27 protein-coding genes are annotated in these 26,665 nt (G+C 62.2%); 16 read left to right on the forward strand and 11 right to left on the reverse strand.

The features are described 5' to 3' along the window. The first annotated feature begins 86 nt into the window (after positions 1–86). Complete coding sequence (locus tag QAT43_RS00455; protein WP_305041050.1) at positions 87–1,130, forward strand: response regulator; 1,044 nt, start codon at positions 87–89, stop codon at positions 1,128–1,130. 128 nt (positions 1,131–1,258) lie between these two features. Continuing rightward, on the forward strand, positions 1,259–3,916 hold the full coding sequence (locus QAT43_RS00460) for a valine--tRNA ligase (RefSeq protein WP_305041051.1): 2,658 nt from the start codon (positions 1,259–1,261) through the stop codon (positions 3,914–3,916). A gap of 58 nt (positions 3,917–3,974) precedes the next feature. On the opposite strand, the gene QAT43_RS00465 is transcribed toward QAT43_RS00460, so the two are convergent. Genes QAT43_RS00465 through QAT43_RS00475 form a run of 3 tightly spaced genes read right to left on the reverse strand, consistent with a single transcriptional unit; the run spans position 3,975 to position 6,570 of the window. Continuing rightward, a complete protein-coding gene (locus QAT43_RS00465; RefSeq protein ID WP_305041052.1) occupies positions 3,975–4,604 on the reverse strand; it encodes a 50S ribosomal protein L11 methyltransferase in 630 nt (209 codons plus the stop codon). Between the two features lie 17 nt (positions 4,605–4,621). Further along, positions 4,622–5,629: a glycosyltransferase family 2 protein gene (locus tag QAT43_RS00470; RefSeq protein WP_305041053.1), complete on the reverse strand. Its 1,008-nt coding sequence runs from the start codon at positions 5,627–5,629 to the stop codon at positions 4,622–4,624. Continuing rightward, complete coding sequence (locus tag QAT43_RS00475; protein ID WP_305041054.1) at positions 5,626–6,570, reverse strand: AEC family transporter; 945 nt, start codon at positions 6,568–6,570, stop codon at positions 5,626–5,628. Before QAT43_RS00475 ends, QAT43_RS00470 begins: the two co-directional genes overlap by 4 nt. 116 nt (positions 6,571–6,686) lie before the next feature. Between QAT43_RS00475 and QAT43_RS00480 the strand changes: the two genes are divergently transcribed. The 9 genes from QAT43_RS00480 (at position 6,687) to QAT43_RS00520 (ending at position 14,749) form a co-directional block, all read left to right on the forward strand. After that, positions 6,687–7,799: a two-component system sensor histidine kinase NtrB gene (locus tag QAT43_RS00480; protein ID WP_305041055.1), complete on the forward strand. Its 1,113-nt coding sequence runs from the start codon at positions 6,687–6,689 to the stop codon at positions 7,797–7,799. 3 nt (positions 7,800–7,802) lie between these two features. Next, positions 7,803–9,152, forward strand: coding sequence for a sigma-54-dependent transcriptional regulator (locus QAT43_RS00485; protein ID WP_305041056.1), 1,350 nt, complete (start codon positions 7,803–7,805; stop codon positions 9,150–9,152). A 13-nt stretch (positions 9,153–9,165) separates the two neighbouring features. Then, positions 9,166–9,630, forward strand: coding sequence for a PaaI family thioesterase (locus QAT43_RS00490; RefSeq protein ID WP_305041057.1), 465 nt, complete (start codon positions 9,166–9,168; stop codon positions 9,628–9,630). Further along, the gene (locus tag QAT43_RS00495) at positions 9,627–10,022 is read left to right on the forward strand and encodes a metallopeptidase family protein (protein WP_305041058.1); all 396 of its coding nucleotides are present in this window, start codon (positions 9,627–9,629) and stop codon (positions 10,020–10,022) included. Before QAT43_RS00490 ends, QAT43_RS00495 begins: the two co-directional genes overlap by 4 nt. Before the next feature lie 62 nt (positions 10,023–10,084). Continuing rightward, the gene (locus QAT43_RS00500; RefSeq protein WP_305041059.1) at positions 10,085–10,621 is read left to right on the forward strand and encodes a TlpA disulfide reductase family protein; all 537 of its coding nucleotides are present in this window, start codon (positions 10,085–10,087) and stop codon (positions 10,619–10,621) included. 9 nt (positions 10,622–10,630) lie between these two features. Then, a complete protein-coding gene (locus QAT43_RS00505; RefSeq protein ID WP_305041060.1) occupies positions 10,631–11,380 on the forward strand; it encodes a cytochrome c biogenesis CcdA family protein in 750 nt (249 codons plus the stop codon). Positions 11,381–11,466: 86 nt separating this feature from the next. Beyond that, positions 11,467–11,898, forward strand: a complete 432-nt coding sequence (locus tag QAT43_RS00510; RefSeq protein WP_305041061.1) for a Fur family transcriptional regulator — start codon at positions 11,467–11,469, stop codon at positions 11,896–11,898. A 60-nt stretch (positions 11,899–11,958) separates the two neighbouring features. Continuing rightward, positions 11,959–13,926 carry a ferrous iron transport protein B gene (feoB, locus tag QAT43_RS00515; RefSeq protein ID WP_305041062.1) on the forward strand — a complete coding sequence of 656 codons (1,968 nt, stop codon included), beginning with the start codon at positions 11,959–11,961 and terminating at the stop codon, positions 13,924–13,926. Between the two features lie 175 nt (positions 13,927–14,101). Continuing rightward, entirely contained in the window at positions 14,102–14,749 is a 648-nt protein-coding gene (locus QAT43_RS00520; RefSeq protein ID WP_305041063.1) for a metal-dependent transcriptional regulator, read from the forward strand. Here the strand turns inward: QAT43_RS00520 and amrA are convergent. The 3 genes from amrA to QAT43_RS00535 form a co-directional block, all read right to left on the reverse strand. Further along, complete coding sequence (amrA, locus tag QAT43_RS00525; protein ID WP_305041064.1) at positions 14,746–15,297, reverse strand: AmmeMemoRadiSam system protein A; 552 nt, start codon at positions 15,295–15,297, stop codon at positions 14,746–14,748. The two genes, QAT43_RS00520 and amrA, sit on opposite strands and share 4 nt — an antisense overlap. Before the next feature lie 344 nt (positions 15,298–15,641). Beyond that, on the reverse strand, positions 15,642–15,905 hold the full coding sequence (locus tag QAT43_RS00530) for a hypothetical protein (protein WP_305041065.1): 264 nt from the start codon (positions 15,903–15,905) through the stop codon (positions 15,642–15,644). Positions 15,906–15,909: 4 nt separating this feature from the next. Further along, entirely contained in the window at positions 15,910–16,572 is a 663-nt protein-coding gene (locus tag QAT43_RS00535; protein WP_305041066.1) for an NUDIX hydrolase, read from the reverse strand. Between the two features lie 38 nt (positions 16,573–16,610). Here QAT43_RS00535 and QAT43_RS00540 point away from each other — a divergent pair, with 38 nt between their 5' ends. Continuing rightward, on the forward strand, positions 16,611–17,333 hold the full coding sequence (locus QAT43_RS00540; protein ID WP_305041067.1) for an arginyltransferase: 723 nt from the start codon (positions 16,611–16,613) through the stop codon (positions 17,331–17,333). On the opposite strand, the gene QAT43_RS00545 is transcribed toward QAT43_RS00540, so the two are convergent. The 5 genes from QAT43_RS00545 to QAT43_RS00565 all read right to left on the reverse strand — a co-directional run bounded on the left by QAT43_RS00545 (position 17,327) and on the right by QAT43_RS00565 (position 22,519). Next, positions 17,327–17,908, reverse strand: coding sequence for a DNA-3-methyladenine glycosylase I (locus QAT43_RS00545; protein ID WP_305041068.1), 582 nt, complete (start codon positions 17,906–17,908; stop codon positions 17,327–17,329). The two genes, QAT43_RS00540 and QAT43_RS00545, sit on opposite strands and share 7 nt — an antisense overlap. Next, complete coding sequence (locus QAT43_RS00550) at positions 17,905–18,696, reverse strand: TIGR01458 family HAD-type hydrolase (protein WP_305041069.1); 792 nt, start codon at positions 18,694–18,696, stop codon at positions 17,905–17,907. The genes QAT43_RS00545 and QAT43_RS00550 overlap by 4 nt, the downstream gene beginning before the upstream one ends. A gap of 171 nt (positions 18,697–18,867) precedes the next feature. After that, positions 18,868–19,656, reverse strand: a complete 789-nt coding sequence (locus tag QAT43_RS00555) for a dienelactone hydrolase family protein (protein ID WP_305041070.1) — start codon at positions 19,654–19,656, stop codon at positions 18,868–18,870. Positions 19,657–19,767: 111 nt separating this feature from the next. Next, positions 19,768–20,181 (reverse strand): alternative ribosome rescue aminoacyl-tRNA hydrolase ArfB, encoded by a 414-nt coding sequence (gene arfB, locus QAT43_RS00560; protein ID WP_442900171.1) that lies wholly within the window; start codon positions 20,179–20,181, stop codon positions 19,768–19,770. Between the two features lie 106 nt (positions 20,182–20,287). Next, complete coding sequence (locus QAT43_RS00565) at positions 20,288–22,519, reverse strand: vitamin B12-dependent ribonucleotide reductase (protein ID WP_305041072.1); 2,232 nt, start codon at positions 22,517–22,519, stop codon at positions 20,288–20,290. Positions 22,520–22,768: 249 nt separating this feature from the next. Between QAT43_RS00565 and QAT43_RS00570 the strand changes: the two genes are divergently transcribed. From QAT43_RS00570 to QAT43_RS00585, 4 genes are all read left to right on the forward strand, one after another. Further along, positions 22,769–24,142, forward strand: a complete 1,374-nt coding sequence (locus tag QAT43_RS00570) for a sigma-54-dependent transcriptional regulator (protein WP_305041073.1) — start codon at positions 22,769–22,771, stop codon at positions 24,140–24,142. 130 nt (positions 24,143–24,272) lie between these two features. Beyond that, positions 24,273–24,737, forward strand: coding sequence for a hypothetical protein (locus QAT43_RS00575; protein WP_305041074.1), 465 nt, complete (start codon positions 24,273–24,275; stop codon positions 24,735–24,737). 5 nt (positions 24,738–24,742) lie between these two features. After that, on the forward strand, positions 24,743–25,567 hold the full coding sequence (locus QAT43_RS00580; RefSeq protein WP_305041075.1) for a NosD domain-containing protein: 825 nt from the start codon (positions 24,743–24,745) through the stop codon (positions 25,565–25,567). Then, complete coding sequence (locus QAT43_RS00585) at positions 25,564–26,664, forward strand: right-handed parallel beta-helix repeat-containing protein (protein ID WP_305041076.1); 1,101 nt, start codon at positions 25,564–25,566, stop codon at positions 26,662–26,664. The genes QAT43_RS00580 and QAT43_RS00585 overlap by 4 nt, the downstream gene beginning before the upstream one ends. Position 26,665 lies beyond the last annotated feature (1 nt).

Genomic DNA, 26,665 nt, shown 5'->3' on the forward strand with positions numbered 1-26,665 from the left:
AAAAAACCAGATGCCCTGCTTGATTTTGTCCTTCGTCCTGCCGGGATCCACGCCGATCCTGCCCGGGCTGCCGCAAGGAGGCACGCATGAGTAAGAAACTGCTGCTCGCCGATGACAGCATTACCATCCAGAAGGTTATCGGCATCACCTTTGCCAATGAGGACGTCGCCCTGGCCATCGCCGACAATGGCGACAGCGCCTTGGCCCTGGCCCGCGCCGATCGTCCCGACCTCATTCTGGCCGATGTGCTGATGCCCGGCCTCGACGGTTACGAGCTCTGCGCGGCGGTGAAGAACGAACCCGCCTTGCGCGGTGTGCCGGTATTGTTGTTGACGGGCACCTTCGAGCCTTTCGACGAGGACAAGGCGCGTGGCGCCGGCGCCGACGGCTGGATTGCCAAACCCTTCGAATCCCAGGCGCTCATTGATCGGGTGAACAGCTTGCTGGCTCTCGCGCCCGAGCGTCTGGCGCGACCCGCGGCCACGGCTGCCGTCGCTCCCGCTGCCACTGCGGCGCCCCGGGCCGACATGTGGCGGGAAAGCAGCGTTGCGCCCGCGCTGCCGGGCGAGATTTCCACCCCGGTCGCGGAGGATCTGGTCGAGGAGGATGAGGGTTTCTGGGGTGATTTCACGCTGGAGGAAGAGGATATGACCGGCGAGCCCGCGGCGCCGCCGGCGTCCGAAGCTCCGCCCGCGACTCCGCCCGCGGCGGAGGCTGAATCGGTCGAGGAGGACGAGGAGGTTCTGGAACTCGACGACGCCGACATTCTTTTTGACGAGGAGGACGAAACCCTGGCGGACCCCGAGGAAATCGTCCCGGCGGAATCCCTGCCTGTCGAGGAACCACCGGTCGCCGCCGTAACCCCGGCCCCACCGGTGTTTGAATTTTCCGCCCCGCTTGCTCCTCCGGCCCGCGCGGAGGAGGCCGCGCCGTCTCCTTCCGTCTCGGTGGGGGGCGAGGCTTCCTTGAGCGAGGATGCCATGGCCGCCGTGGTGGAGCGGGTCGCCGCCGAGGTGGTCAACCGCCTGGCCGGCACCATCCTGGAACGCATTGCCTGGGAGGTGGTGCCCGATTTGGCCGAGAGCCTCATCAAGGATGAAATCCGCAAGATCAAAGAAGCGCTCAAGTAAGCATAAAATCACATGGTTGACGGATGAAACGGGGATTGCTAGAATCCCCGTTTCCATTTTTGGAAGCATTTTCCGGGCCTTGTCGCGAATGCCGGGATGCCGAATTCAGCCAAAGGATCAGAGTGACGATGGAACCCAAGCTGCCCAAAGGATACGAGCCGGCCCAGGTAGAGGACAAATGGTACCGTCAATGGGAGGCCGGCGGCTGTTTTCACGCCGACGAGAACTCGCCCAAGCCCCACTATTCCATCGTCATCCCACCGCCCAACGTCACCGGTGTCCTGCACATGGGGCACGCCCTCAACAACACCCTGCAGGATATTCTCGCCCGCTGGAAACGCATGACCGGCCACGAGGTGCTGTGGATGCCGGGGACCGATCACGCCGGCATCGCCACGCAGAATGTGGTGGAGAAGCAATTGGCCGCGCAGGGTCAGGACCGTCACGCCCTGGGGCGCGAGGAATTCGTCGCGCGGGTCTGGCGGTGGCGCGAGGAATCGGGCGGGCAGATCATCAACCAGCTCAAGCGCCTCGGCGCATCCTGCGACTGGCAGCGCGAGCGCTTCACCATGGACGAGGGCCTGTCCCAGGCGGTGCGCGAGGTGTTCGTGCGCCTCTACGAGGAAGGGCTGATCTATCGCGACAACCGCCTCATCAATTGGTGCCCGCGCTGCCACACCGCCCTCTCCGACTTGGAAGTCGAGCACGACGAGAAGAAAAGCCATCTCTGGCACATGCGCTACCCGGTGCAGGGGACCGACCTTCACATCGTGGTGGCCACCACCCGCCCGGAAACCATGCTCGGCGATACCGCCGTGGCCGTGCATCCCGAGGACGAGCGCTACCGCGACCTGATCGGCAAGCGCGTGCTGCTGCCCCTGGTCAAACGCGAAATCCCAATCATCGCTGATGAGTACGTCGATCCCCAGTTCGGCAGCGGCGCGGTGAAGATCACGCCCGCCCACGATTTCAACGACTTCGAGATCGGCAAGCGCCATCAGCTCGAATTCATCAACATTTTTGACGAATCAGGCCGCATCAACGAAAACGGCGGCCCCTACCAGGGACAGGCCCGCGGCGCGGCGCGCAAGGCGGTGGTCGCGGATCTCGAAGCCCAGGGACTGCTCGAGCGTATCGAGGATTACAAGCTGGCGGTGGGCGAATGCTATCGCTGCAAAACGATCATCGAGCCCTACCTGAGCAAGCAGTGGTACGTCCGTGTCGCGCCCCTCGCCGAGCAGGCCATCAAGGCGGTGCAGCAGGGCGATACGCGCATCGTGCCGGCGCAGTGGGAGAAAACCTACTTCGAGTGGATGTTCAACATTCAGGACTGGTGCATCAGTCGTCAGATCTGGTGGGGACACCGCATCCCTGCCTGGTTCTGCGACGACTGCGATCAGATCAGCGTGTCCCGCGAGGACCTCGGCGTCTGCGCCCATTGCGGCGGCAGCAACATCCGCCAGGAAAGCGACGTGCTCGACACCTGGTTTTCCTCGGCGCTCTGGCCCTTTTCCACCATGGGCTGGCCCGAGGATACGGAGACCCTGCGCAAGTTCTACCCCACTTCCTGCCTGGTGACCGGCTTCGACATCCTGTTTTTCTGGGTGGCGCGCATGTTGATGATGGGCCTCAAGTTCATGGGCGAGGTGCCCTTCCGCGAGGTCTACATCCACGCCCTGGTGCGCGACGCCCAGGGGCAGAAGATGAGCAAGAGCAAGGGCAACGTGATTGATCCCCTGGGGGTGATCGACGAATATGGCGCCGACGCCTTTCGCTTCACCCTGGCCGCCTTCGCCGCCATGGGCCGCGACATCAAACTCGCCACGGAGCGTATCGCTGGCTACAAGGCCTTCGCCAACAAGTTGTGGAACGCGGCACGCTTCGCCCTGATGAATCTGGAGGATTTCGATCCGGCGCGAGCAGCTCTCAAGCCCGAGGAATTGTCCCTGGCCGATCAGTGGATTCTGGTGCGCCTCGGCGAAGCGGCGCGCGCCGCCAACAAGGCCCTGGAAGGCTACCGCTTCAACGAGGCGGCCAATATCCTCTATGCCTTCACCTGGAACGGATTCTGCGACTGGTACATCGAGCTGATCAAGGACGATCTCTACGGCGGCGATGCGGCGCGCCGGGCACGGGTGCAGGCGGTTCTGTTCATCGTCCTTGAGCAATTGTTGCGCCTGCTGCACCCGCTCATGCCTTTCATTACCGAGGAAATCTGGCAATCCCTGCCGGGCAAACGCCCGACGCGCTTTCTCATGCAGGCCGCCTATCCCCTGGGCGAGGGACTGCCGGAAAACGCCTCCGGCGCCGCGCGCATGGAGGCGATCATGGAAGTGATCCGAGCCATCCGCAATATCCGCGGCGAGATGGATGTCACACCGGGGCGCAAAATCAGCGCAGTCCTCGATTGCAAGAGCGCGGCCGCCGCTGCCATGGTTGCCGAGGGCGAAGCCGCCATCCGGACCTTGGCGGGGCTTGGTGAGTTGAGCTTCGGCGTCGGCAGCGCGCGTCCCGACAAGGCGGCGACTCAGGTGGCGGGAGACGTTGAGGTGCTGTTGCCCATGGCGGGGCTCATCGACGTGGTCGAGGAGGAAAAACGCCTGGCGAAGGAAATCGCCAAGGTGCAAAAGGACGTGGACTTTTTTGCCAAGAAGCTGGCCAACGAGAAATTTGTCGCCAACGCTCCCGCCGAAGTGCTGGAAAAAGATCGCGGCAAGCTGGTCGAGGCGCAAGAAAAACTGGCCATTTTGCAGCGCAGTCTGGAACGAATTCAGGCCTGGAAATAAAACGACAAAACAGCCGTGATGCAAACAAGGGCGCCCCGTGCAGGGCGCCCTTGGCGTTTCAGCCCTTTTGCAGCAAGACCGTGCTGAACTCCTGCAGCATGCGGTTCTTGACCACCTGGCAGCCGAGACGCTCGTAGCAGGTGCGCACATCGAAATTGTAGGCCCAGAGGATGCCAGAGAGCAGCAGCATGCCGCCCGGTCGGGTGCGTTCGACGAGTCCGGAAGCGAAATCGAGGAGCAGGTCGCCGTAGATGTTGGCGAGCACCAGATCAAAACCGCCTGCGTCGAGGCTGTCGAGACTGCCGGCGATGTTGCGCACCCGATCGCTGAGTCCGTTGAGGGCGCAGTTGCGTTCGCAGGTGCGCACCGCCGCGGGGTTGATGTCGATGCACACGGCGCTCGCCGCCCCGAGCTTGAGGGCGGCCAGGGCGAGGATGCCGGTGCCGCTGCCCAGGTCGAGCACCCGGGCGTTTTGAACCTGCGGCAGCTCCTCGAGCATTTCCAGGCAGCAGGCGCTGGTTTCGTGTTCGCCCGAACCGAAGGCCCCCTTGGCGATGATCAGGTTGATGCGCTCGTCGCGCGGCGCTTGATCCTCGGGGGCGAGGATGCGAAAGCGCTCGCCGATGGTGAAGGAGGGGTAGCTCGACAAAAGCTGGTCCGGGCTGTGGGATTGGGGGTTTTCAGTCATCGTTTCAGTCCTCGGTTTCAGGTGACGATCAGGAAATCTCGGCCTTCGCTCAGGCCCCTCTGCCGCGCCCATGCCCGCACCTGCGGCCGGGCGCCGCGGGCGCCGACGGTGACCAGCACCGGCGGGCCGCCTGGTTGCAGATCCTCGATGGAGACCACCGGCGCGCCGTGGATGCGCTGGCCGATCTTGCGCGGATCGATGTCCAGCCAGCGGGTGACGGCGATGCCCGCCGCGCTGAGTTCCTTGCGCCAGGCCTTGCCCTCCAGGCCGGCGCCCCACAGGCTGACCTCCCGGACCTCGCGCAGAACATCCTGCTGGAGGTGATGGATCTTGCATGCGCGAAAAGCCGCGGCCGTGCAGGTGGGGGCGGTCCGGGTCAGGCGTTGCGGGCGATCGCGCCAATCGAGCAGGATCCGCGGCAAGCGGGCAAAACCGACGCCTGCGCGGGCCAGCCGCAGCCACAGGTCGTAATCCTCGGCCCAGGGCCGTTCTTCATAGCCCCCTGCCTGGCGGAGAACCTCGCGGCGCAGCATGACGCTGGGATGGGCAAAGGGTGATTCGACAAAGAGGTCGCGGCGGATCTCCTCGGGCCGGAGCAAGGCGTTCTGCCAGTCCTGGTAGGCGCGCAGGCCATCGGTGATGCGCCAGGCGGGGAAATGCCGCACCGCCGCTGCGACCAGTCCGATCCGGGGATTAAGGCGCAAAAAGCGCGCCTGCATTTCCAGGCGCCGGGGGTGACAGAGATCGTCGCCGTCCATGCGGGCGATCAGCGGCGCGCGACAGTATCTCAGGCCGAAGTTGAGAGCGGCGACCAGTCCGCGTCCGGGGCGGTCGAAAATCCGGATGCGCGGGTCGTTTTGGGCGGCCTTGCGCAAAATGGCGTTGGTGCGGTCTCGCGAGCCGTCGTTGACGGCGATCAGTTCCCAATCCGAGAGGGTCTGGGCCTGGAGAGACGCCAGGGCCGCGGGCAGATACCGCTGTTCGTTGCGCACCGCGAGCAGGATGGACACCGCCGGACGTCTCACAGGCCGGAACTCCGCAGAATATACAGCGTCAGGGTGTAGGTGAGGGCGGAGAAGAGCGTCGAGAGCATGACGATGGCGCCGGCCAGTTCCGCGTCGCCCTTCATCTGGTGGGCCATGATGTAGGTGGCGGTCGCCGCCGGCGTGCCGGCAAAGAGCACGCCGATGGCCAATTCCTCGCCGCGCACCCCGAACAACAGCAGGATGGCACTGGCCAGCAGGGGCAGCCACACCAGTTTGATGCCGGTGGCGAGAAAAGCCCGGACCAGATCGCCGCGCAACCGGTCGAGGGTGAAGCCGCCGCCAATGGCGAGCAGGGCCAGGGGCAGGCTCATGCCCGTGGTGATGCGCAGGGTGCGTTCGAGAATCACCGGCATGGGCAGGTGCAGAAAGCTCCAGGCGATGCCGGCAAAGGAGGCCAGGATCAGAGGGTTGAGCAACAATTGGCGCAGCCAGAAACGCGCTCCATGTTCGCCGCCCGTGCCGCGATGGGGCAACAGCAGGGCGAGGATGGCGAAGAAGTTGAGGACCGGTACGAGAAAACCCATGAGAATCCCGGCGCGGGTCAACCCTTCGCTGCCGTAGGCGTTGAAGACGATGGCCAGCCCCACATAGGCCAGGTTGCCGCGAAAGGCCCCCTGGCTGAAGGCGCCGCGCACGGCGGGCGGATAGCCGCGCACGGCGGCGTAGCCGTAGGACAGGACAAAGCCGAGGGCGATGGCGAGGGAGGACCCGGCCACCAGGGCGGGGTTGAAATTGGCGACAAAATCAGCGCGGCCGATCTCGTAAAACAGCAAAAGGGGCAGGGCGACGAAATAGACGAGGCGGTTGGTCTGGAAAAGGAATTGATGGTCGATGAGCGCGGCGCGACGCAGACCATAGCCCAGGGCAATGACAAGAAAGACCGGAATGACGATGGTGAGAATATCGAAAAACAGGGTCATCCTTTCCTCCGAGCCGGCAAAGAATACTCCAGCCCCTTTGCAAGTGTCCAACATTTAAACCATAATGACGAAATAAAGGTTGCAGCCGCCCCCGCGCCGAGAGTAAAAAAGCAGCTATGCCCAACCACGGCAATCAGCGACGCCTTGCGATTCTGGTGGGGATGATCGGGGTGATTACCGCCCTGCATTACCTGACCGCCCTCGACAAGGTGCATTATCATGACATCTATCGCCGCCTGTACTACCTGCCCGTGGTGCTCGGCGGGCTCTGGTTCATGCTGCGCGGCGGGGTGGCCACGGCCATCCTGATTTCCCTGATCTATGCGCCCCATGTGCTGTTTCAGTGGGGCCATCATCCCGGCAGCGAGCCGGAGCAGTATCTGGAAATTTTTCTCTACAACGTCATCGGCTTCATCACCGGGTTTCTCACCCAGCGCGAGCGGCTGCAGAAAACCCGCTACCAGCAGACTGCGCAGCGCCTCGAGGAAAGCTACGTCAAACTGCGCGAGCAGGCCGACCAGATTCTGGAAATCGAAGACCAGTTGCGCCGCGCCGACCGTCTTAGTGCCCTGGGCGAGCTCTCCGCCGAGCTTGCCCATGAGATCCGCAACCCCCTCGGCTCCATTCGCGGCACCGCTGAAATACTTCAGGACGGCATCGATCCTGCCGACCGGCGCTATGAATTCGCCCAGATCCTGCTCAAGGAGGTGGCCCGCCTGAACGGGGTGGTCGAGAATTTCCTTCAATTCGCCCGCCCCGGACGCGCGGAGAAAGGCGCCTTCGATGCCTTCGAGGTGCTGGGCGAGGTGTTTCGCCTGGTTGAGCGCCAGGCTCAGAAATCGGGTGTCCGCCTGCTCATGGAAGGTTCCGCGGCCTGGGTGTCGGGCGATGACGACCAACTCAAGCAGGCCTTTCTCAACCTGGTGCTCAACGCCGTTCAGGCGATGCCGCGCGGCGGAACCCTAAGGGTCGGCGCCCGCGCCGATGAGGCTCATCTTTATCTGGACTTCAGCGACGATGGCCCGGGAATCGCCGAGGAAAACCTCGAACGGATCTTTTCGCCCTTTTATACCACCCGTCCCGACGGCGTCGGCCTGGGTTTGGCCATCACCCAGCGCATCGTGCGGCGCAACGGCGGGCAAATCCGTGTCGCCAGCCACGTGGGCGAAGGCACCACCTTCACCCTGATCCTGCCGCGTGCTGATGCGGCGGACTTTCCCCGGGAGTAGCTCTTGGCCAAAGCCACCATCCTGATTGTCGAAGATGACGTTTCCCTGCGGCGGGTGCTGGAATTTTCCCTGGAGGAATCCGGTTACCGCGTCCTGACCGCCGCCGACGGCAGTGCCGGACTGGAGACGTTTCGCCGGGAAAATCCCCCGTTGGTGATTACCGACATCGCCATGCCCGGGTTGTCCGGCTACGAGGTGCTCAAGGCGATCAAGCAGGAGCGGCCCGAGGCCCTGGTCATCGTCATTACCGCCTTCGGTTCCGTGGAAAAAGCCGTCGAAGCCATGAAACTCGGCGCCCACGATTATCTGACCAAACCCTTCGGGCGCGACGAACTGCGCCTGGTGGTGGCCAAGGCCCTGGCCTATCGCGGCTTGCAGGAAGAAAACCTCCAGCTCAGGGAACGCCTCAGCGAGCGCATCGACTTTTCGTCGATGGTCGGCATTTCCGAGAAAATGCAGCAGGTTTTCGACCTGGTGCGGCGGGTGGCCAACAGCGAGGCCACGGTTTTGCTGCTCGGCGAGAGCGGTACGGGCAAGGAATTGGTGGCGCGCGCCATCCATCACGGCAGCGAGCGCGGCGGCGGCGCTTTCGTGCCGGTCAACTGCGCCGCCATCCCGCGCGAATTGTTGGAAAGCGAGCTTTTCGGCCATGTGCGCGGGGCCTTTACCGGCGCGGTGCGCGACCGGGCCGGCAAGTTTGCCCAGGCGGACGGCGGCACCCTGTTTCTCGACGAGGTCGGCGAACTGCCCACCGAGCTTCAGCCCAAGTTGCTGCGCGCCCTGCAAGAACGCGAAATCGAGCCGGTGGGCGGCAGCACGCAAAAAGTTGACGTGCGGGTGGTGGCGGCCACCAACCGCAAGCTTGAAGAAGCGGTGGCGGCGGGGCAATTTCGCGAGGATCTTTATTACCGCCTCGCGGTGATTCCCGTGTATCTGCCCGCCCTGCGCGAGCGTCTCGAGGATATTCCGGTGCTGGTGCGGCATTTCATCAAAAAGCACGGCGGCGAGAAAGTTCGCGTCAGCGATGCCCTGCTGCGGCGCCTTGCCGAGCATCACTGGCCCGGAAACGTGCGGGAATTGGAGAACTGCGTGGAGCGTATGCTGATCCTGCGGCGCGGCGACAACCTGGATGTCGCGGATTTTCGCCCCATCGGCACCGCGGCGGCCGCGCCCGCCCAGCGGCGCATTCTGGAATTGCCCGATGAAGGTTACTCCCTGGAGGATCTGGAAAAGGACGCGGTGCTTGAAGCCTTGCGGCGCTGCGGCGGCAACCAGACGCGGGCCGCGGCGTTTCTGCGCATTCCCCGCCATACCCTGATCTATCGCATGGAAAAATACGGAATCCGCAAGTAAAGGAGAGTTGAGAATGTCGCGACTGCTGGTGGATGGCGATCTGCCCATGCGCGCCGATGGCGAGCGCCCCTTTGTCATGGAGGGCTGGATCGACACGGCACCCTTCGAGGAGCTCATCGGCCTGCGCATCGAGATCGCGCAGGGCGGCAGGGCCCTGTTGAGCCTGCCTTTCACCGTCAAGCTGTCCCAGGGCGGCGGCCTGATGCACGGCGGCGCCCTAACGAGTCTGGCGGACACGGCGGTGGCCATGGCCATCAAAAGCCTGCTGCCCGAGGGGACCCAATTCGCCACCACGGAGCTGAGTATGAAGTTTCTGGCTCCCGTGCGTGAGGGCCTGGTGACGGCCCGTGCCGAGGTGCGTGGTCCGCGGGGTCGCTCCTTTAGCGGCGAAGCGGTGTTGAGTGATGAGGAGGGCCGCGAGCTCGCCCGCTTTCATTCCGTGTTCCGCGTCGCGCGGGGCCAGGGGTTCGACGAATGACGCGCCGGGAATTCGAGGAACAGGTCGATCGCGCCATCGCCGCCATCCCCCGCGAATTTCTCGACCGCGTGGAAAATCTCTCCTTTCAGGTGCATGACTGGGCCGATGCCGACACCCTTGAAGCCGTGGGGCTTGAGGATCCCCGCGATCTGCTTGGCTACTACATGGGCTGGCCCCTGCCCGAGCGCACCAGCGAGTACGGCAGTTGTCCCCCCGATCTGATCCTCATCTATCAGCAAGCGGTGGAAAACTACGTCGATGAAACCGGCCTGCCCCTGGCCCAGGTGCTGCGCGAAACGGTGATGCACGAGTTGGCGCATTATTTCGGTTTTTCCGAAGAGGAAATGGATCTCATCGAGCAGTTGTGGGAAGAGAGCGCAGGCGATCCTTGACTTTACCTGGCCGAGGAAGTAAATATATAAAATCTGGAATATTTTGAGGAAAGGACTTTTTCATGCGTCGATTTTTCGCGGTTTTCGTTGCCCTGGCGGTCATCGCCGCTGCCCTGGCGGCCCTGGCCGGCTCTCCCCGGCCCGATGCGCCACCGGTATCCAGCGTGCGTGTGGGCACGGTGGCGCCTGATTTTTCCCTGCCGACCTACGATGGGGGCACGGTGACTCTCTCCCAGCTGCGGGGCAAGGTCGTCATGATCAATTTCTGGGCGACCTGGTGCCCGCCCTGCCGCACGGAAAAACCCACCATGGAGACCCTGTACCAGAAGTTCCGCGAGCGCGGCGACTTCGAGTTGCTCGCCGTCAATGTCGAGGAGGACGCGCGTCAGGCGCTGGCGTCCTATCTGGCCAGAACGCCCTACTCCTTCCCCATTCCCCTGGACAGCCAGGGGCAGGTGCAAAAGCTCTATCAGGTCTTTCGCTTCCCCGAGAGCTTCATCATCGACCGCAACGGCATCGTCGTCGATCATGTGATCGGCGCGCGCGACTGGTCCGATCCCAAAACCCTGGCCTATGTCGCCAAACTGCTCGAGGACTAAGGGCATTTCATGGAGAGCGGGGCCAACATCACTTTCTGGATCGCCTTTTCGGCGGGGATTCTGTCTTTTTTTTCTCCCTGCGTGTTGCCTCTTATTCCCTCCTATCTGACCTATATCACCGGCATTTCCTTCGGCCAGCTCAAGGATGCCAACCCCGGCACCAAGGTGCGGCTGGCGGTGGTTTTGCACTCCCTGGTCTTCATCGCCGGGTTTTCCCTGGTCTTCGTCACCCTGGGCGGCTTGGCCGGATGGGCCTCGCACAACTTCCAGGGCCATTTGCGCGAGGGGTTGGGCATCATCCAGAAAGTCGGCGGGGTGCTGATCTTTCTCTTTGGGGTGCATCTGTCCGGCCTCTTCCATTTCGGCGTTCTGCTTGGGGAAAAGCGCGTTCATCTGCAGAGCAAGCCGAGCGGTTTTCTGGGCACCTTGCTGGTCGGCATTGCCTTTGCCGCCGGTTGGACGCCCTGTATCGGGCCGATTCTCGGCGCCATTCTGGCTCTGGCGGCGAGCACCACCGGCGGGGTGGGCAACGGCATCTATCTGCTTTCGGCCTATTCGGCGGGGTTGGGGATTCCCTTCCTCGTCTCCGGTCTGCTGTTCCACGGTTTTCTCTCTTTTTTCAATCGTTTCAAAAAGCACATCCGCATCATGGAAATTGCCACGGGCGTCCTGTTGATGCTGGTCGGCATCATGCTGTTCTTTAATCTTTTCAGCTACCTGACCGGCTACCTCTATCGCTGGCTGCCGATGCTCGGCTGATGGGCCGCTTTGTCCTCGCGCATGAATAATGCCTTGACATCGGGTTGAAATTGGGCTACGCATTTCATTTTCAACAGGAGGGTGCCTTGGGTAAAATCCGTGAAACCTTTCGTCGCTATCTCAGCGACAAAGGCCTGAAATCGACCCAGCAACGCGAGATCATTCTCGATGAATTCCTGCGCGCCGGCTCCCATCTCTCCACGGAAGAACTTTATCTGCGCATCCGCCGCCAACATCCAAACATTGGCTATGCCACGGTCTATCGCACCCTGAAGCTTTTCTCCGAATGCGGCATCGCCGAGGAGCATAATTTCGGCGACGGCCAAACCCGCTACGAGTCCGTGGCCGGTGAGGAACATCACGATCATCTGATCTGCACCGGCTGCAAGCGCATCATCGAGTTTGAAGACCCGCGCATCGAATCCCTGCAGGACGAGGTCGCCCGTCTTCACGACTTCAAGATCCTCGATCACCGCCTTGAGCTCTATGGACTTTGCTCTGAGTGCCGTCAGAAATGACGGCAATTTTTTGGATGTTTCCATGAAAATGATTATCAATCTTGGGCATGGGTTCTCCGCATGAAAAAGTCATCTCCGTCTACCGCCGGCGGCCACCCCAAGGTGATTCTGGTCGGCAACCCCAATGTCGGCAAGAGTGTCCTGTTCAATGCGCTGACCGGCGCCTACACCACCGTGTCCAATTATCCCGGTACCTCGGTCGAAGTCTCGCGGGGCTTTTGCGACCTGCAGGGTTCTCGCTTCGAAATCCTCGATACGCCGGGGATGTATTCGCTCATGCCGATTACCGAGGAAGAGCGGGTGGCGCGTACCATTTTGCTCGAGGAGGCGCCCCATCTGGTGCTGCATGTGCTGGATGCGCGCAACATCGAGCGCATGCTGCCCATGACCCTTCAGCTCATCGAGGCGGGGTTGCCCGTGGCGTTGGTCGTCAACATCATGGATGAGGCCGAGCGGCTGGGCATGTCCATCGACACGGAGCTGCTTCAGGAGAAGCTCGGCATCCCCGTCATCGCCGCCGCCACCGCCCGCAAGCGCGGCGTGCAGGAAATTCGCGATCTGATTGGCTCCCACGCGGGTCAGCCGCGCGCGGTATTTGGCTACGCGGCCGATTTGGAAAGCGACGTGCGGCGGGTGGCGAACCATCTGAAGGGCGATTACCGCCTTTCTACGCGGTCCCTGGCCTTGCTGCTCATGCAGCGCGACGCGGAAATCGACAGCCTGGTGGCCAAGGTGGAGGGCGCGGGTTACGCCCAGGTTGTCGAGGCCGTCAACGCCGTCGTCTTTGAGCGGCGCGTCGATCTGCATCTGCGCATCAGCCTAGAGCGCAAACGCATCTGCAAGGGCCTGCTCGAGGCGGTGGTGCGCCAGCGGCCCCTGACCGGCCTGAGCTTTGCCGAGCGACTCTCCGGTTGGACCATGAATCCCTGGACCGGCGTGCCGATTCTGCTGGCGGTTCTGTATTTCGGTCTTTATCAGGTGGTCGGCGGCTTCGGCGCGGGGACCATCGTCGACTTTCTCGAAGGAACCCTGTTCGAGGAGGCCATCAACCCCTGGCTTGAGGGGCTCGGGGACCATTATCTGCCCTGGGAATGGCTTTATGAACTTTTGGTGGGCGAATACGGCGTGTTGACCCTGGGGGTACGCTATGCCGTGGCTTTGGTGCTGCCGATTGTCGGGACCTTTTTCCTGGTCTTTTCGGTGATCGAGGATACCGGCTATTTCCCGCGTCTGGCTCTGCTGGTGGACCGGATTTTCAAGCGTATCGGCCTGAACGGCCGGGCGGTCATTCCCATGGTGCTCGGTTTTGGTTGCGACACCATGGCCACCATGGTCACCCGCACCCTCGAAACCAACCGCGAGCGGATCATCGCCACGGTCCTGCTCGCCTTGGCCATTCCTTGCAGCGCCCAACTCGGGGTCATTCTCGGCCTGCTCTCCGGCGTTCCCGGCGCCCTGGCGGTGTGGACGCTCTGCATTCTGGTCATTTTTCTGGTGATCGGATTTCTTGCGGCACGGGTGCTGCCGGGCGAGCAGCCCATGTTCTACATGGAAATTCCCCCCCTGCGGCTGCCCCAGATCCGCAACGTACTGGTCAAGACCCTGACCCGCATGCAGTCGTATTTCCTGGAAATCTTTCCTCTGTTCATCTTCGCTTCGGTGCTGCTCTGGGCGGGCAAGATGACCGGGATGCTCGAGGGCCTGGTGGGGGCCATGGCGCCTTTGATGCAGGTTCTGGGGCTGCCCGCCGAGGCCGCCGCTGCTTTTATCTTCGGCTTCTTTCGACGCGATTTCGGCGCTGCGGGCCTCTACGATCTGCAAACCAGCGGCCTATTGTCGCCCGTGCAGTTGACCGTGGCGGCGGTTACGCTGACTCTGTTCGTGCCCTGCATCGCCCAGTTTCTGATGATGAAAAAAGAGCGGGGCTGGAAGGTTTCCCTTGGTATACTGGTTTTTGTTTCCCTGTTGGCCTTTGCCGTCGGAATCAGCCTGAATCGGATGTTGCTATGGAGCGGCCTGCTCTCATGACCTGCGGCTTCTGTGGCCGCGAGATTCCCGAGGAAAAGCCGCAACGCGCCTGCGGCCAGTGTTTCGGGGGTTGCCGCAATGTTCACTGCCCCTGGTGCGGCTACAAGAATCCGCTGCCGCCCGCGGCACTCAGGCGTTGGCTGAGAAAAAAAGATTCGCAAGACGAGGAGTCGACATGAAAGTTTCGCCCAAGGCGGAGGAAATTCTCGAGGCGTTATGGATTGCCACGGAAGAGGAGGGCGAGAACGCCGCGCATCTGAGCACCCTGGGCGTCGGCCCCGAAGATGAGGCCCTGGCCGAGCTCGACAGGCTGGCCTATATCGAAATCAGCGGCGACCGCGTCTACCTTCGCAAGGAGGGCCGTCCCGAGGCCCGCATGACGGTGCGCCGACATCGTTTGGCCGAGCGCCTGATGATGGATATTCTCGACGTCAAGGGCGGCGAGGGCAACGCCAAGGCCTGCGAACTCGAACACTTGCTGCACCAGGGTGTCGATACCAAGATCTGCACCCTGCTTAATCATCCCACCACCTGTCCTCACGGCAAGCCCATTCCCCCGGGGCGCTGCTGCGAGGAGGCGCGCAGCAAGGGCGCGGTCGGCGTGGTCGCCCTGACTGAGCTCAAGGCCGGTGAAGGCGGCGAGATCGCCTATCTGGCCACGGGAGATTCCAGGAAGATGCAGAAGCTCATGAGCATGGGGGTTTTGCCGGGGACTCCCCTGGCGCTGCGGCAGACCTTTCCTTCCTTTGTCTTTCAGGTCGGAAATTCCCAGTTTGCCGTGGATCAGGAGTTGGCGCGGGAAATTTTCGTGCGGAAGGGCTAATCCTCGCTGAAAATCTGGGCACTGAAGATGTAGATCTCGGCGTCGTCGTCCTGCCAGGCGTTGGTGGGCAGACCGGCCTTGATGCAGGTCTGCTTGAGAAAGGTCTGGCGATCCCAGCCGTGTTCGGTGGCCACCTGGGGCAGAAGAACCCCGCGGTAATAGCCTTTTTCGATGTAGATGCCGTGCTTGCCGACTTCGATTTCCTCGATGCCGTCAATCTTTTTCAAAGGGGAAAGGACGGAAATTTCCAGGGAGAAATCGTCGAGATCCTCGGATTTCATGGGATAGAAACGCGGATCCTTGGTGGCCGAGGCCACCGCCATTTCGGCGACCTCCCTGAAAAGCGGACGTTCCGATTGGAAATTGCCGATGCAGCCCCGCAGCTGACCGTTTTTCTTGATTGTGACGAAGCTGCCGTTGCGCCGGTTGAGGGATTTTTCCTCGCGCGGCACGGGTTCAAAGGATCCCTGCCGCACAAAATCGACAATGGCCCGCCGGGCCGCCTCGAGCAGGATGGCTTTTTCCGCGTCCGTCAGTGGCTTGTCCAAGGGAATCCTCCGCGCCGGGGAATGCTGGGGTGGAGCTGAAAGCGGCCCCAATATAATCAGATCCCTGCCTTTTTTCAAGAAGTTCCTGAGCCTCTGGATTTTCGGCATAAAAAAAGCCCCAGGCTCAGGAGGAGGGAGCGCCAGGGCAAAAATCGTTTCGGATCTTGCCCTGGATAAAATGCAATCTGAATGCCAATGTCGTTAAAATTAATTCATTGAATCGGCATGGGACCTAACTCGGCATGATTAAACAGAATTTATTACATCGGGGTTTTTCGGCGGAAGGCTCGGCGGTTCCCTGAGGTCGGCAAAGCACCAGGGAGGCGGGCAAATCGCGTTTTTTGTCACGGCTTGCGACGATTTCTGACATGCACGACATAGCCGCAGTCCTCGGGTAGCCAGTTGATTTCCGCCACCAGTTCCGGAGTGAGTTGCAAACAGCCTTCACCGACGGTAAAGCGCTTGGCGTAAACCCGACACTCGCGACTGTGAATGTCAAGATGACGACAGGCGATGCGGGTATAGGTGATGCGGGTGCCGTCGATCCACTTCTCGAAACAGCATTGGCCACACCGCCGACACAGATTTTCCCATTGCTCTTGAGTCAAGGAATCAATCCTTCCCGTCCGGATACGCCGAAGGGCGCGGGTCAACCGACCAGCCCAGCCGCTCGAAAAACCCCATGACCAGACGGTAGGTGATGCCCCAGAGCACCTTGTGTCCCGGGCCGAGCAGGTCGATGGCGGGCCGGGTCAGGGCGCTGCCGTTGAAATGCACCACTGCCGGTCCGTGGCGGCGGGGATCGCGAAGCGTGGTCAGGGGCGTCCAGAAGGCCTGCTCAACCTCTTCGCTCAGGGTCAGGCCGACCGGCAGGCCGATGCCATAGACAAAGCCGGACACGACGACGGGCAAGTGGGCGCCGGCAATATCGTCGAGGCGCCCGAGATTTAGGGCCTGTTGAAGATCGAGGCCGAGTTCCTCCCATGTTTCCCGCTCCGCCGCGGCCTGCGGGCCGCTGTCGCAAGGTTCAAGGCGTCCGCCGGGAAACGCCAGGTCTCCCGACCAGGGGTCACCGGGGCGGGGTGCGCGCTTAATGAACAATATCCCCAAGCCCTCTGCGCGTTGACCCAGGATCAGGGCCACCGCAGAGCGGGCAGGGCCGGGTTCTTCAAGAATTCGTGCCGGACGTTGGGCGAGTTGGCGGCGGATGTCGTCGAAGGAATGCATGGTGTATACGCAAGTTGCCGGATTGACCACAAAACCGAGTTGTGACATGCTCTCGACTATCGCAAACCGGGGGGCTATTTGCAAGCATGCATATCTTCCAGCAAGCCCAGATCGAAGACTTGACGGATTGTCCTTATCTGGCCGATCAGCGCAAACGCTACTGCTATTTTCTGGCGGGTCGGGTCGATGAGGGGGAGATGTCATTGCTGCTGGCGGAGGGTTGGCGCAAATTCGGTCTGTACTTTTTCCGTCCTGAATGCCCTCAGTGCCGCAAATGCGTGCCGCTGCGGGTGCGGGTGACGGATTTCGCCCCCAGCCGTAGCCAGCGTCGGGTCCTGAAAAAGACCCGCGATGTCGAGGTGCGCTTCGGAGCGCTGAAAATGACGGAGCAGATCTACGATCTCTACCGCCGGCACTCCGAGGGTCGTTTCGCTCAAAGCGCCGATCCCGAGGACTTTTTGTATAACTTCTACGTCCCCTCCTGCCCGGCCCTACAAACCGAACTCTACTACCAGGGCGAATTGATCGGCGCCGGATTTCTCGATCTTGGCAGCGATTGCCTCAACAGCGTCTATTTCTTTTACGATCCCGCCTTCGCCCACCTGCATCCCGGCACCCTCGGCGTCCTCCACGAAATCGAGCACGCCCGCCGTCTGGGTCTTTCCTACTACTACCTCGGCTATTACGTGCCCGGTTGCAGCCGCATGGGCTACAAGGATCATTTTCGCCCCCGCGAGCACTACGACTGGAAAAACTGCCATTGGCTGCCGGTGCAGGGTCCGCCGGAAGCTCCGCTCAGCGTTCAGTAGCCGGCGAGGATCTGGGGGCGCCGGAAGCACGCCAGGCTGTGGTCGTTCACCAGGCCCGTGGCCTGCATGTGGGCATAGCAGATGGTTGGACCGAGAAAGCGAAAGCCCCTCTGCCCGAGGTCGCGGCTCAGGGCGATGGACTGGGGTGAGGTGGCCGGATAATCCGCCAGGCAGTGCAACTCGTTAACCACCGGACGACCCTCCACGAAGCGCCAGATGTAGGCGTCGAAGCTGCCGAATTCCTCCTGCACCGCGAGAAAACACCGGGCGTTGCCGACCGCCGCGCTGATCTTTGCCCGATTGCGGATGATGCCCGGATCGCGTAGCAACTCTTCAATCTTGCGCTCATCGAAGCGCGCCACCCGCCCTGGATCAAAATCGGCAAAGAGCCGCCGGTAATGATCGCGCCGCCGTAAGATGGTGTACCAGGACAAACCCGCCTGCGCCGATTCCAACACCAGAAATTCAAACATGCGTCGGTCGTCGTGTACCGGGACGCCCCATTCCTCGTCGTGATAGGCGACATAGTCCGGTTTGCCGAGATCGACCCAGGGACAGCGGCTTTTTTTTGTCATGCGCGGCTCCTCGGCGCAGGATCCTGTGCGTATTCCTCCAAAATCATCGCGACCGCCTCGGCCAGATCCTTGGCGACCTTGGCGCCCGGCTGCCCGATCCTGTCCTCATCGCCCCGGCGGTACTTGCCGGTTCGCACCAGAATTCCCCGCAACCCGGCCGCCAACGCGCCGCCCACATCCGAGGCCGCATCGTCGCCGATCATGACCACTTCTTCCGGGCGGCAGCCGAGTTCGGCGACCCCGGCATGAAAAAAGTCCGCCGAGGGTTTGCCCAGCACCCGTGCCTGGATGCCGGCGGCGTATTCCAGGGCGACGACGAAGGGACCGGCGTCGAGTTGCAGACCGACGCCGGCCTCGAAATAGCGGGTGCGACCCATGGTGAGCAGCGGCGCCCCCTGGAGCAGCAGGCGAAAGGCCTGGTTGAGGTGGGCGTAGTCAAATTTTTCCTCGACCAGGCCCACCACCACGGCGTTGGGATCCTCCTGGGGCAGGTCGGCGAATTCCTCCATGAGGCGCGGGTGAATCAGCAGAAAAGGTCGCAATTGCCGCTCCCGCAGGTGGCGGTGTACCGCCTGGGGCGCGGTGAAAATCACCTCGGGCGGAACCTGAAGGCCCAGCCGTTGCAGAAGCTCCCGCAGCATGCGGCGCGGCATGCGCGAGGTGTTGGTAACGAAGCGCAGCGGCAAGCCACTGCTCTGAACGCGGCGTATCGCGGCCACCGCCCCGGGAATTTCCTGTGCGCCGAGATGCACGGTGCCGCTCAGGTCAATGAGAACGCCCTTGATCATGGGATGACCCCGTTTGGGAGGATGAGGGGGGCGCTGATGCGATCCAATAGGTTTGTTTATGCGGCACCCGCGAGAGGTGCCGCATTTGCTCCTCGGCCTGGTGTCGTTCGGCAAAAACGCCGACCAGATAACGATTGCCGTGATCGTCCTGGCGCCAGAGCTCAACGGACATCAGCGGAAAATCTCCTGGAAGAAGTCCTGCAAGGCCCGCCAGGAGGCGGCATCGGCTTCGGCGTTGTAGGCCAGGGGCAGATCAAACTTTTTGCCGAGCTCATTGGCCGCGGGGCTGGTGAAGCTGTGCGTTGCGCCCGGGTAATTGATGAAGCGGTAATCGACGCCCACGGCATCCATTTCGGCCTTGAAGGCGGCGATGTCCTCGGCCGTGATCATCGGGTCCTCGGCGCCGTTTAGGACCAGAATGCGGCCCTTGATCGTGTTGGGGCGTGCCGGGTTCTCCGTGGTCAGGCTGCCGTGAAAGCTCGCCACGCCCCTGAGGTCGAGACCGGCGCGGGCCATTTCCAGCACCACCGCGCCGCCAAAGCAATAGCCGATGGCGGCAATCTGGTCGGGGTTGACGCTGGGTTGCTGCTTGAGCATGTCCAGGGCGGCGGCAAAACGCTCCTTGGCGACGGGCAAATTCTTGCGCACCGCCGTCGCGAACTGGCCCGCCTCGCTGGGATGTTCGGCGGTCTTGCCGTCACCGTACATATCCACCGCCAGCGCGGTGTAGCCAAGCTCCGCCAGCATCCGGGCGCGCTCGCGCGCATACGTGTTCAAGCCCCACCACTCATGAACGACCAGTACGCCGGGTCGTTTGCCTTCGAGGTTTTCGTTGACGACCAGATAGCCTTTGAGCTGAGTATCGCCGGCCGCATAGCTGACTTCCTCGCCCTTGAGCGCCGCCTGAGCGGCCGCTGCCAGGGTCAGAAGCGCAAAGATTGCAAGGATCAGGTTTTTCATGATGGCCTCCCTAGCCTGAGGAACCTGTGGGTAGGTCTATCGGGTAGATAACAAAAGTATAAAGCGAAGGAACGGGAGTGCCAGCGGGGAGGGGGGAGAAAGGGGGAACTATCAATCGGCGATCTTGCCGCGCAGGCTTTTGATCTGGCCACGCCGCGCCTTGCTCTGCAGGCGCTTTTCCTGGGCACTTTTGCTGGGCTTGGTCGCTTTGCGCTTGCTGGGTGTAACCAGCACGCTCTGGATGATCTGTTGCAGACGCTTGAGTGCCGCGTCGCGATTGCGCTCCTGGGTGCGATGCTGCTGCGCCTTGATGACGATGACGCCGTCCTGGGTCAGGCGCTGATCCTTGAGGGCGAGAAGCCGCTCCTTGATGAATTCCGGTAGCGATGACGCGCGGACATCAAAGCGCAGGTGGATGGCACTCGCCACCTTGTTGACGTTCTGGCCTCCGGCGCCCTGAGCGGCAACCGCGGTCATCTCGATCTCGTTGGCCGGGATGCAGATCTGTTTGGAGAGGCGCAGTATGGTCATGGAAAAACCTTAAATAAATCGTGGATTTGGTGGACTTGGTGGACAAACGCACGTCTGTTGTCCACACAGTCCACCTTGTCCACACAGTCTACTTAAAAGATCAGGCGCACTCCGAATAGCCGCAGGCATGACACACGCAGCAGCCGCCTTCATGCTCGACGGGGCCGCCGCATTCCGGACAGGCACCGCCTGCGTTGTTCACCGCGATGCCTTTCTCGCCGTCTTGCAGCATGTGCATCTGGATGGCCTTGGCCACCGCGTCGGCGCAACTGGTGATGCGATTGTCGCCGAAGCCGGCCGGTTTGTGGCAGGTGATGCCGATCATCTGCTTGACCGCCTGGCGCGCCTGCACGCCCGAACGCCACGCCAGGGACACCAGGCGACCGATGGCCTCGCACTGGCTGGCCGCGCAGCCGCCGGCCTTGCCCATGGTGGTGAAGAGTTCGAAGAGGCCCTGGTTGTCCTCGTTGATGGTCACGTAGAGCGGTCCGCAGCCGGTCTCCATCTGATAGGTGGCGCCGCGCAGGGCGCGCGGGCGCTCACGCTTGCGTCCGGCCTTGAGGCTTTCCATGGGCACGACTTTTTCCGGTTCCTTCTTCTCCTCTTTTTTGGCCACGGAGAGCACCTGCATGTCGCGCGAGCCGTCGCGATAGATGGTGACGCCCTTGCAGCCCGATTTGTAGGCCAGGCGATAAACCGTCGAGACATCCTCGCGGGTGGCGGTGTTGCAGAAGTTCACGGTCTTGGAGACGGCGTTGTCGGTGTGTTTCTGGAAGGCCGCCTGCATGCGGATGTGATCCTCCGGGGTGATGTCGTGGGCGGTGACGAAGTGGCGCCGCACGTCCTCGGGGATTTCGGGGATGTCCTGAATGGTGCCGTGCTCGGCGATGAGCTTCATCAGCTCGGGCGAATAGAAGCCGCGCTCCTTGGCGACCTTCTCGAACAGCGGATGGACTTCGACGAGAATGTCGTTGTCCAGCACCTGGCGCACGTAGCTCACCGCGAACAGCGGCTCGATGCCGCTCGAGGAACTGGCGATGATGGAAATGGTGCCGGTGGGCGCGATGGTGGTGCAGGTCGCGTTGCGAATCGGACGCAGGCCGGGGCGATCGTAGATACTGCCCTTGAAGTTGGGAAAGGCGCCGCGCTCCTCGGCCAGGTCGCGGGACGCCTCATGGCTCTGGTCGTTGATGAATTTCATGAGCTTTTCGCCGAGCTGCACCGCCTGGGGGCTGTTGTAGGGGATGCCCAGAAGGATCAGCATGTCGGCCCAGCCCATGACGCCCAGGCCGATCTTGCGGTTGGCGCGGGTCATTTCGTCGATGAGGGCCAGGGGATATTTGTTGACCTCGATGACGTTGTCGAGAAAGCGCACCGCGAGTTTCACCGTCTCGGCAAGCTTGTCCCAGTTGATCTCATCCCCATCCACCAGGGTCGCCAGATTGATGGAGCCCAGGTTGCAGGACTCGTAGGGCAGCAGCGGCTGTTCGCCGCAAGGATTGGTGCTTTCGATTTCGCCCACCAGGGGCGTGGGGTTGTCGCGGTTCAAGCGGTCGAGGAAGATGATGCCCGGCTCGCCGTTGGTCCAGGCGAGTTCGACGATGTGCTCGAAAACCTTGCGCGCCGAGAGTTTTTTCACCACGCGCTCGTCGCGGGGATTGCGCAGTTCGTATTCGGCGTCTTTTTCCACGGCCTCCATGAAGGCTTCGGTGAGACCGACGGAAATGTTGAAGTTGGTCAACACCGTCTGGTCGCGCTTGCACATGATGAAATCCATGACGTCGGGATGATCGACGCGCAGGATGCCCATGTTGGCGCCGCGCCGCGTGCCGCCCTGCTTGATGGTTTCGGTGGCGGCATCGAACACCTTCATGAAGGACAGCGGCCCCGAGGAGACGCCGGTGGTGGAGGCGACCACGTCGTTGGCCGGGCGGATGCGGGAAAAGGAGAACCCGGTGCCGCCGCCGCTTTTATGAATCAGGGCGGTGTTCTTGATCGCCTCGAAGATGCTCTCCATGGAATCGCCCACCGGCAGCACGAAACAGGCCGAGAGTTGCCCAAGCTCGCGCCCGGCGTTCATCAGGGTCGGGGAGTTGGGCAAGAACTCCAGGGAGGTCATCAGCCGGTAGAATTTTTCTTCCAGTTCCGCGGGATTCTGGCCCTTGGCGAAACGGGTCTCCGCCGCGGCGATGGTTTTTGCTACCCGACGAAACATATCTTCCGGGGTTTCCAGCACCTTGCCTTCCGCGTCGCGGCGCAGGTAGCGGCGCTCAAGCACGGTGCGGGCGTTGGTCGTCAAGGGCAGGGAACTGGAGCTTTTTGATTTTTTCATACCGATCCTCTTGGCAATGGCGATGGGTTTCCCCCCGGTGCGGCAAGGGGGGCTTTATCGGGATTGAAACGGGGAATTTCCTAGATGTTGAGATTGAGGCGAATATAAACCACAAGATGTCGAGTCTGTCAAGGAACAATCCGATCCCAGGGTCCTGCGTTTCGGTGTTTCCGAACTTGACCTGAAAATCTTGAATCATTTAAAATGTTTTATTTTTTAGGCTCATTCCGGGAAGGCTGACCGAAGGCTATGGCGGGAGAAAAAATCCTGATCGTTGATGATGAGCAAGGCATGCGTCGTTTGCTGGATCGTGTCCTGGCCCGCGAAGGCTATGAGACGGTGGCCGTGCCCGGCGGGGACGAAGCCCTGCGTGAACTGGCCTCCGGCGGCATCGATTTGGCCCTGGTCGATATTCAAATGCCGGGCATGACGGGTTTGGAGCTGTTGGGCCGGATCAAGGAGTTCGATCCAGGCATGCCGACCATCATGATCACCGCCTACGGCACCGTGGAGAGCGCCGTTAAGGCGTTGCGCGCCGGCGCCTATGACTACATCACCAAGCCCTTCGAGACCGATGAGATCAAGCTGACCGTGGCCAAGGCCCTGGAGCACGAGCGCTTGCTGGCGGAAAACCGCTATCTGCACGAGGAACTCGCCCAGCGCTTCAGCTTTGCCGGGGTGGCCAGCGAGAATTCGCGGATGCAAGCCGTGTTCGACATGGTTTCGTCCGTCGCGGCCAGCAACGCCGGGGTGCTGATCACCGGCGAGAGCGGCACGGGGAAGGAACTCATCGCCCGCTCCATTCACCTCAATTCGCCGCGCAAGGACAAACCCTTCGTCGTGCTCAACTGCGCCGCCCTCTCCGAGGGCGTGCTTGAAAGCGAGCTGTTCGGCCACGAAAAAGGGGCCTTCACGGGTGCCTTGGGCACCAAGAAGGGACGCTTCGAGCTGGCCCACGAGGGCACCCTGTTCATCGACGAAGTCGGCGAGATGAGCCTCAATGCCCAGGTCAAGCTGTTGCGGGTCATCCAGGAACATGAATTCGAGAGGGTGGGGGGGGCACGCACCATCCGCTCCGATGTGCGCATCGTTGCGGCGACCAACAAAAACCTTGAGGATGAGGTGCGTGCCGGACGGTTTCGCGAGGATCTTTACTATCGCCTCAACGTGGTCAATATCCATGTGCCGCCCCTGCGCGACCGCCGCGAGGATGTTGAACCCCTGGCCCGCCACTTTCTCGCGAAGTTCTCCGCCGAAATGGGCAAGGCGGTGCGTGAAATCGCACCCCGCGCCTTGTCCTGCCTGTTGGCCTATGACTGGCCGGGCAATGTGCGCGAGCTGCAAAACGCCATGGAGCGGGCGGTGGTGCTGGCGCGCGGCGAGGTGATCACGCCTCGCGACCTCCCCCAGGGGTTGCAGGATCAGGATGAAATCTGTCTGAAGGTGCCCGAGCGTGGCGGCAGCCTGACCGAATTGCTCGAGGATCTAGAGCGGCAGATCATCGTGCAGACCCTGAGGCGGGAAAAGCAATCGCAGACCCGGGCCGCCGAGGTGCTTGGCATCAAACGCACGACCCTGCGCTACAAGATGGAGAAATATGGTCTTTTGGAGCGCGAGGAATGACGGAAAACCGTCTTGTCCGGGCTTGCAAACCGCGGCCATTTGACCTTTTGTCGCCCCTCGCACTATAGTCGAAGTCATGTTTTTCAAAAGATCTGAACATGCTGGTGTTTGCCTTTTGTGGCCGCTTTTTTTGCTGGTTCTTGCGGTCGCGCTTTTGGCGGTACGGGTTCCCGTGGCTCAAGCCTGCTTCGGCCCCAAGCTCTACATCGGCCTGAGCGATACGGCCGAGCAGAGGGTCTTCTACGCCCTCGTCGCCTTGTATATCAAGGAAAAAACCGGCGTCGAGACGGTCGCCGTGCCCCTGGAGGACGCCGATCCCCTGCGGGCCTTGCAGGAAAAACGGGTCGACATGGCTTTCGCGCGGGAAATTTCGCAGGACTTCACACCCCTGGTGACAGCGGCCGGCGCTCCCTATCTGCTGTCCGGTCGTCGTCCCCTCGAAGAATTGCAGTTCACCACGGTGGCCCCCGCCTTGCAACGCCTTGATCGATTGTTGACGCCGGAACTTTTTGCGCCCCTGGCGGCCGAGGTCGCCGCGGGGGCGCCGCCCGCCGCCGCGGCCCGGGCCTTTCTTATGCGCCAGCGGTGGATCTAACGCCCATGCGACCCTTTTTTTGCCTGCTTTTGCTTGCCCTTGCCCTGAGCTTCGGGGGCTGTGCCCAACCTTCGCGAACTCTGACGGATGCGGCGCCCGCCGCCGCGGACCTGGACAGCCTGCCGCGCGTGGCCGGCATTTTGAGCGCTGATCTGGTGCTGGAAGGCGCCCTGGTGCTGGCCGACGATCTGTTGGTGCCCGCCGGCGTCACCCTGGTGTTGCGGCCCGGGACCCGCGTCTATGTGGTGCCGTCGGAAAGCACCAAGATCGAGCCGGAGTGGCTGTCCTCCGCGACGGAGTTGCTGGTGCGCGGCACCCTGCGCAGCGAGGGCACCGCCGAGCAGCCGGTGGTCTTCGAACCTCTGTCTTCCAGCGCGGGGACGGTCTATGCCTGGGCCGGACTGCTGCTTGACGGCGCGACGGACAGTCTCATCCGGCATACCCGCATTCAAAACGCCGAGCAGGGCGTGCTCTGCATCAATAGCTCCCCCGAGATCCGCGACAGCCGGATCCTCTCCTGCCGTTACGGGATTACCGCCCAGCAACAGAGTTCTCCGACCCTGGTCGGCAACCTGCTCCAGGGCGGCGAAGCCGGGGTGTTCTGCTGGAACGAGTCCCATCCCCTGATTCAGGACAACCACATCGTCGGCCACAACGAGGAAGGCCTGTTCATCGACCGCGGCAGCCGGCCCCGTCTTCTCGGCAATCGCATCACCGGCAACGGCATCGGTCTGGCCCTCTATGACCCGGGGCTTGCCGGCGCGGCCGATCAGGTGCGGGGCAACCGGCAGGATCTGCGCCTGCTCGGTTTGCCCGGGGGGCGGCCATGAGACATTCCTGGATTTTGGCGATGCTGCTGCTGGTGGTGGTTTGGCCGACCTCCATTTTTGCCCAGCAGGCTTATCGCGGCGAGGACACGCTCTGGCAGGATACGGTGTGGGACGGGGAGGTCTTGATTGACGGAATCCTGACGGTGGCACCCGGGGTGACCCTGGAAATCCGTCCCGGCACCGTCGTGCGCTTTACCCCCATGGACAGCAACGGCGACGGCATCGGCGAGCACGAGATGTTCATTCAGGGGCGCCTCCTGGCCCTGGGCACCCAGGACGCTCCGATTCGCTTCACCAGCACCGCGGCCGATCCGCGTCCGGGGAGTTGGGGCGCGATCAACATGATGCTGGCCGAGGACGAGGAAAATGTGCTTACCCATTGCATCATCGAGCATGCCTATCGCGGTTTTCACGCGCACTTTTCCCGGGCACGGGTCAGCGATTCGTACTTTCGCCGCAACATGCGCGGCTTTCAGTTCCAGGAATCGGAGGTCGTTATCGAGCGTTGCCTGCTCGAGGATAATCTCAACGGCCTGCAATTCCGCAATTCCCAGGTGCGCCTGGTGGATTCAACGGTCAAGGGCAGCTACTGGGGGGTGCGCTGCGTGTACAGCGAACTGGACATGCAGGGTTGCCGCATCGAGGGCAATCTCATCAACGGTGTCAATTTGCGCGATTCCACCCTGACGGCGTCGGGCAACCTGATTGCCGCCAACCGGCGCGGTCTTTACCTGCAACGATCACGCGGCTCCGTCACCGGCAATCTGGTGAGGGGCAACAGCGAACATGGCATCTTTCTTGAAGAATCCGAGGCCGAGATCAGCGGCAACCGGATTGTCGACAACGGCCGCGCGGGCGTTCGCTGGCTCAACGCCCAAGGGCGGGTGGCCGGCAATCACATCGAGGGCAACGGGCTCTATGCCATCAGCAACGAAGGCACCACCCCCGCCCCGGCGCCGGGCAACTGGTGGGGCAGCGCCGATCCGGCGGTGTGGGCCGTTCTGCTGCGCGATGGTCGCCTGAATCCGGAAACGGGGCTGGTCGAGGCCGTCGATCCGCTGGAACAGGCGCCAGGGTTGGATCTTCCCGACTTCTGAA

This window comes from Geoalkalibacter sp., assembly GCF_030604225.1.
GTDB lineage: Bacteria > Desulfobacterota > Desulfuromonadia > Desulfuromonadales > Geoalkalibacteraceae > Geoalkalibacter.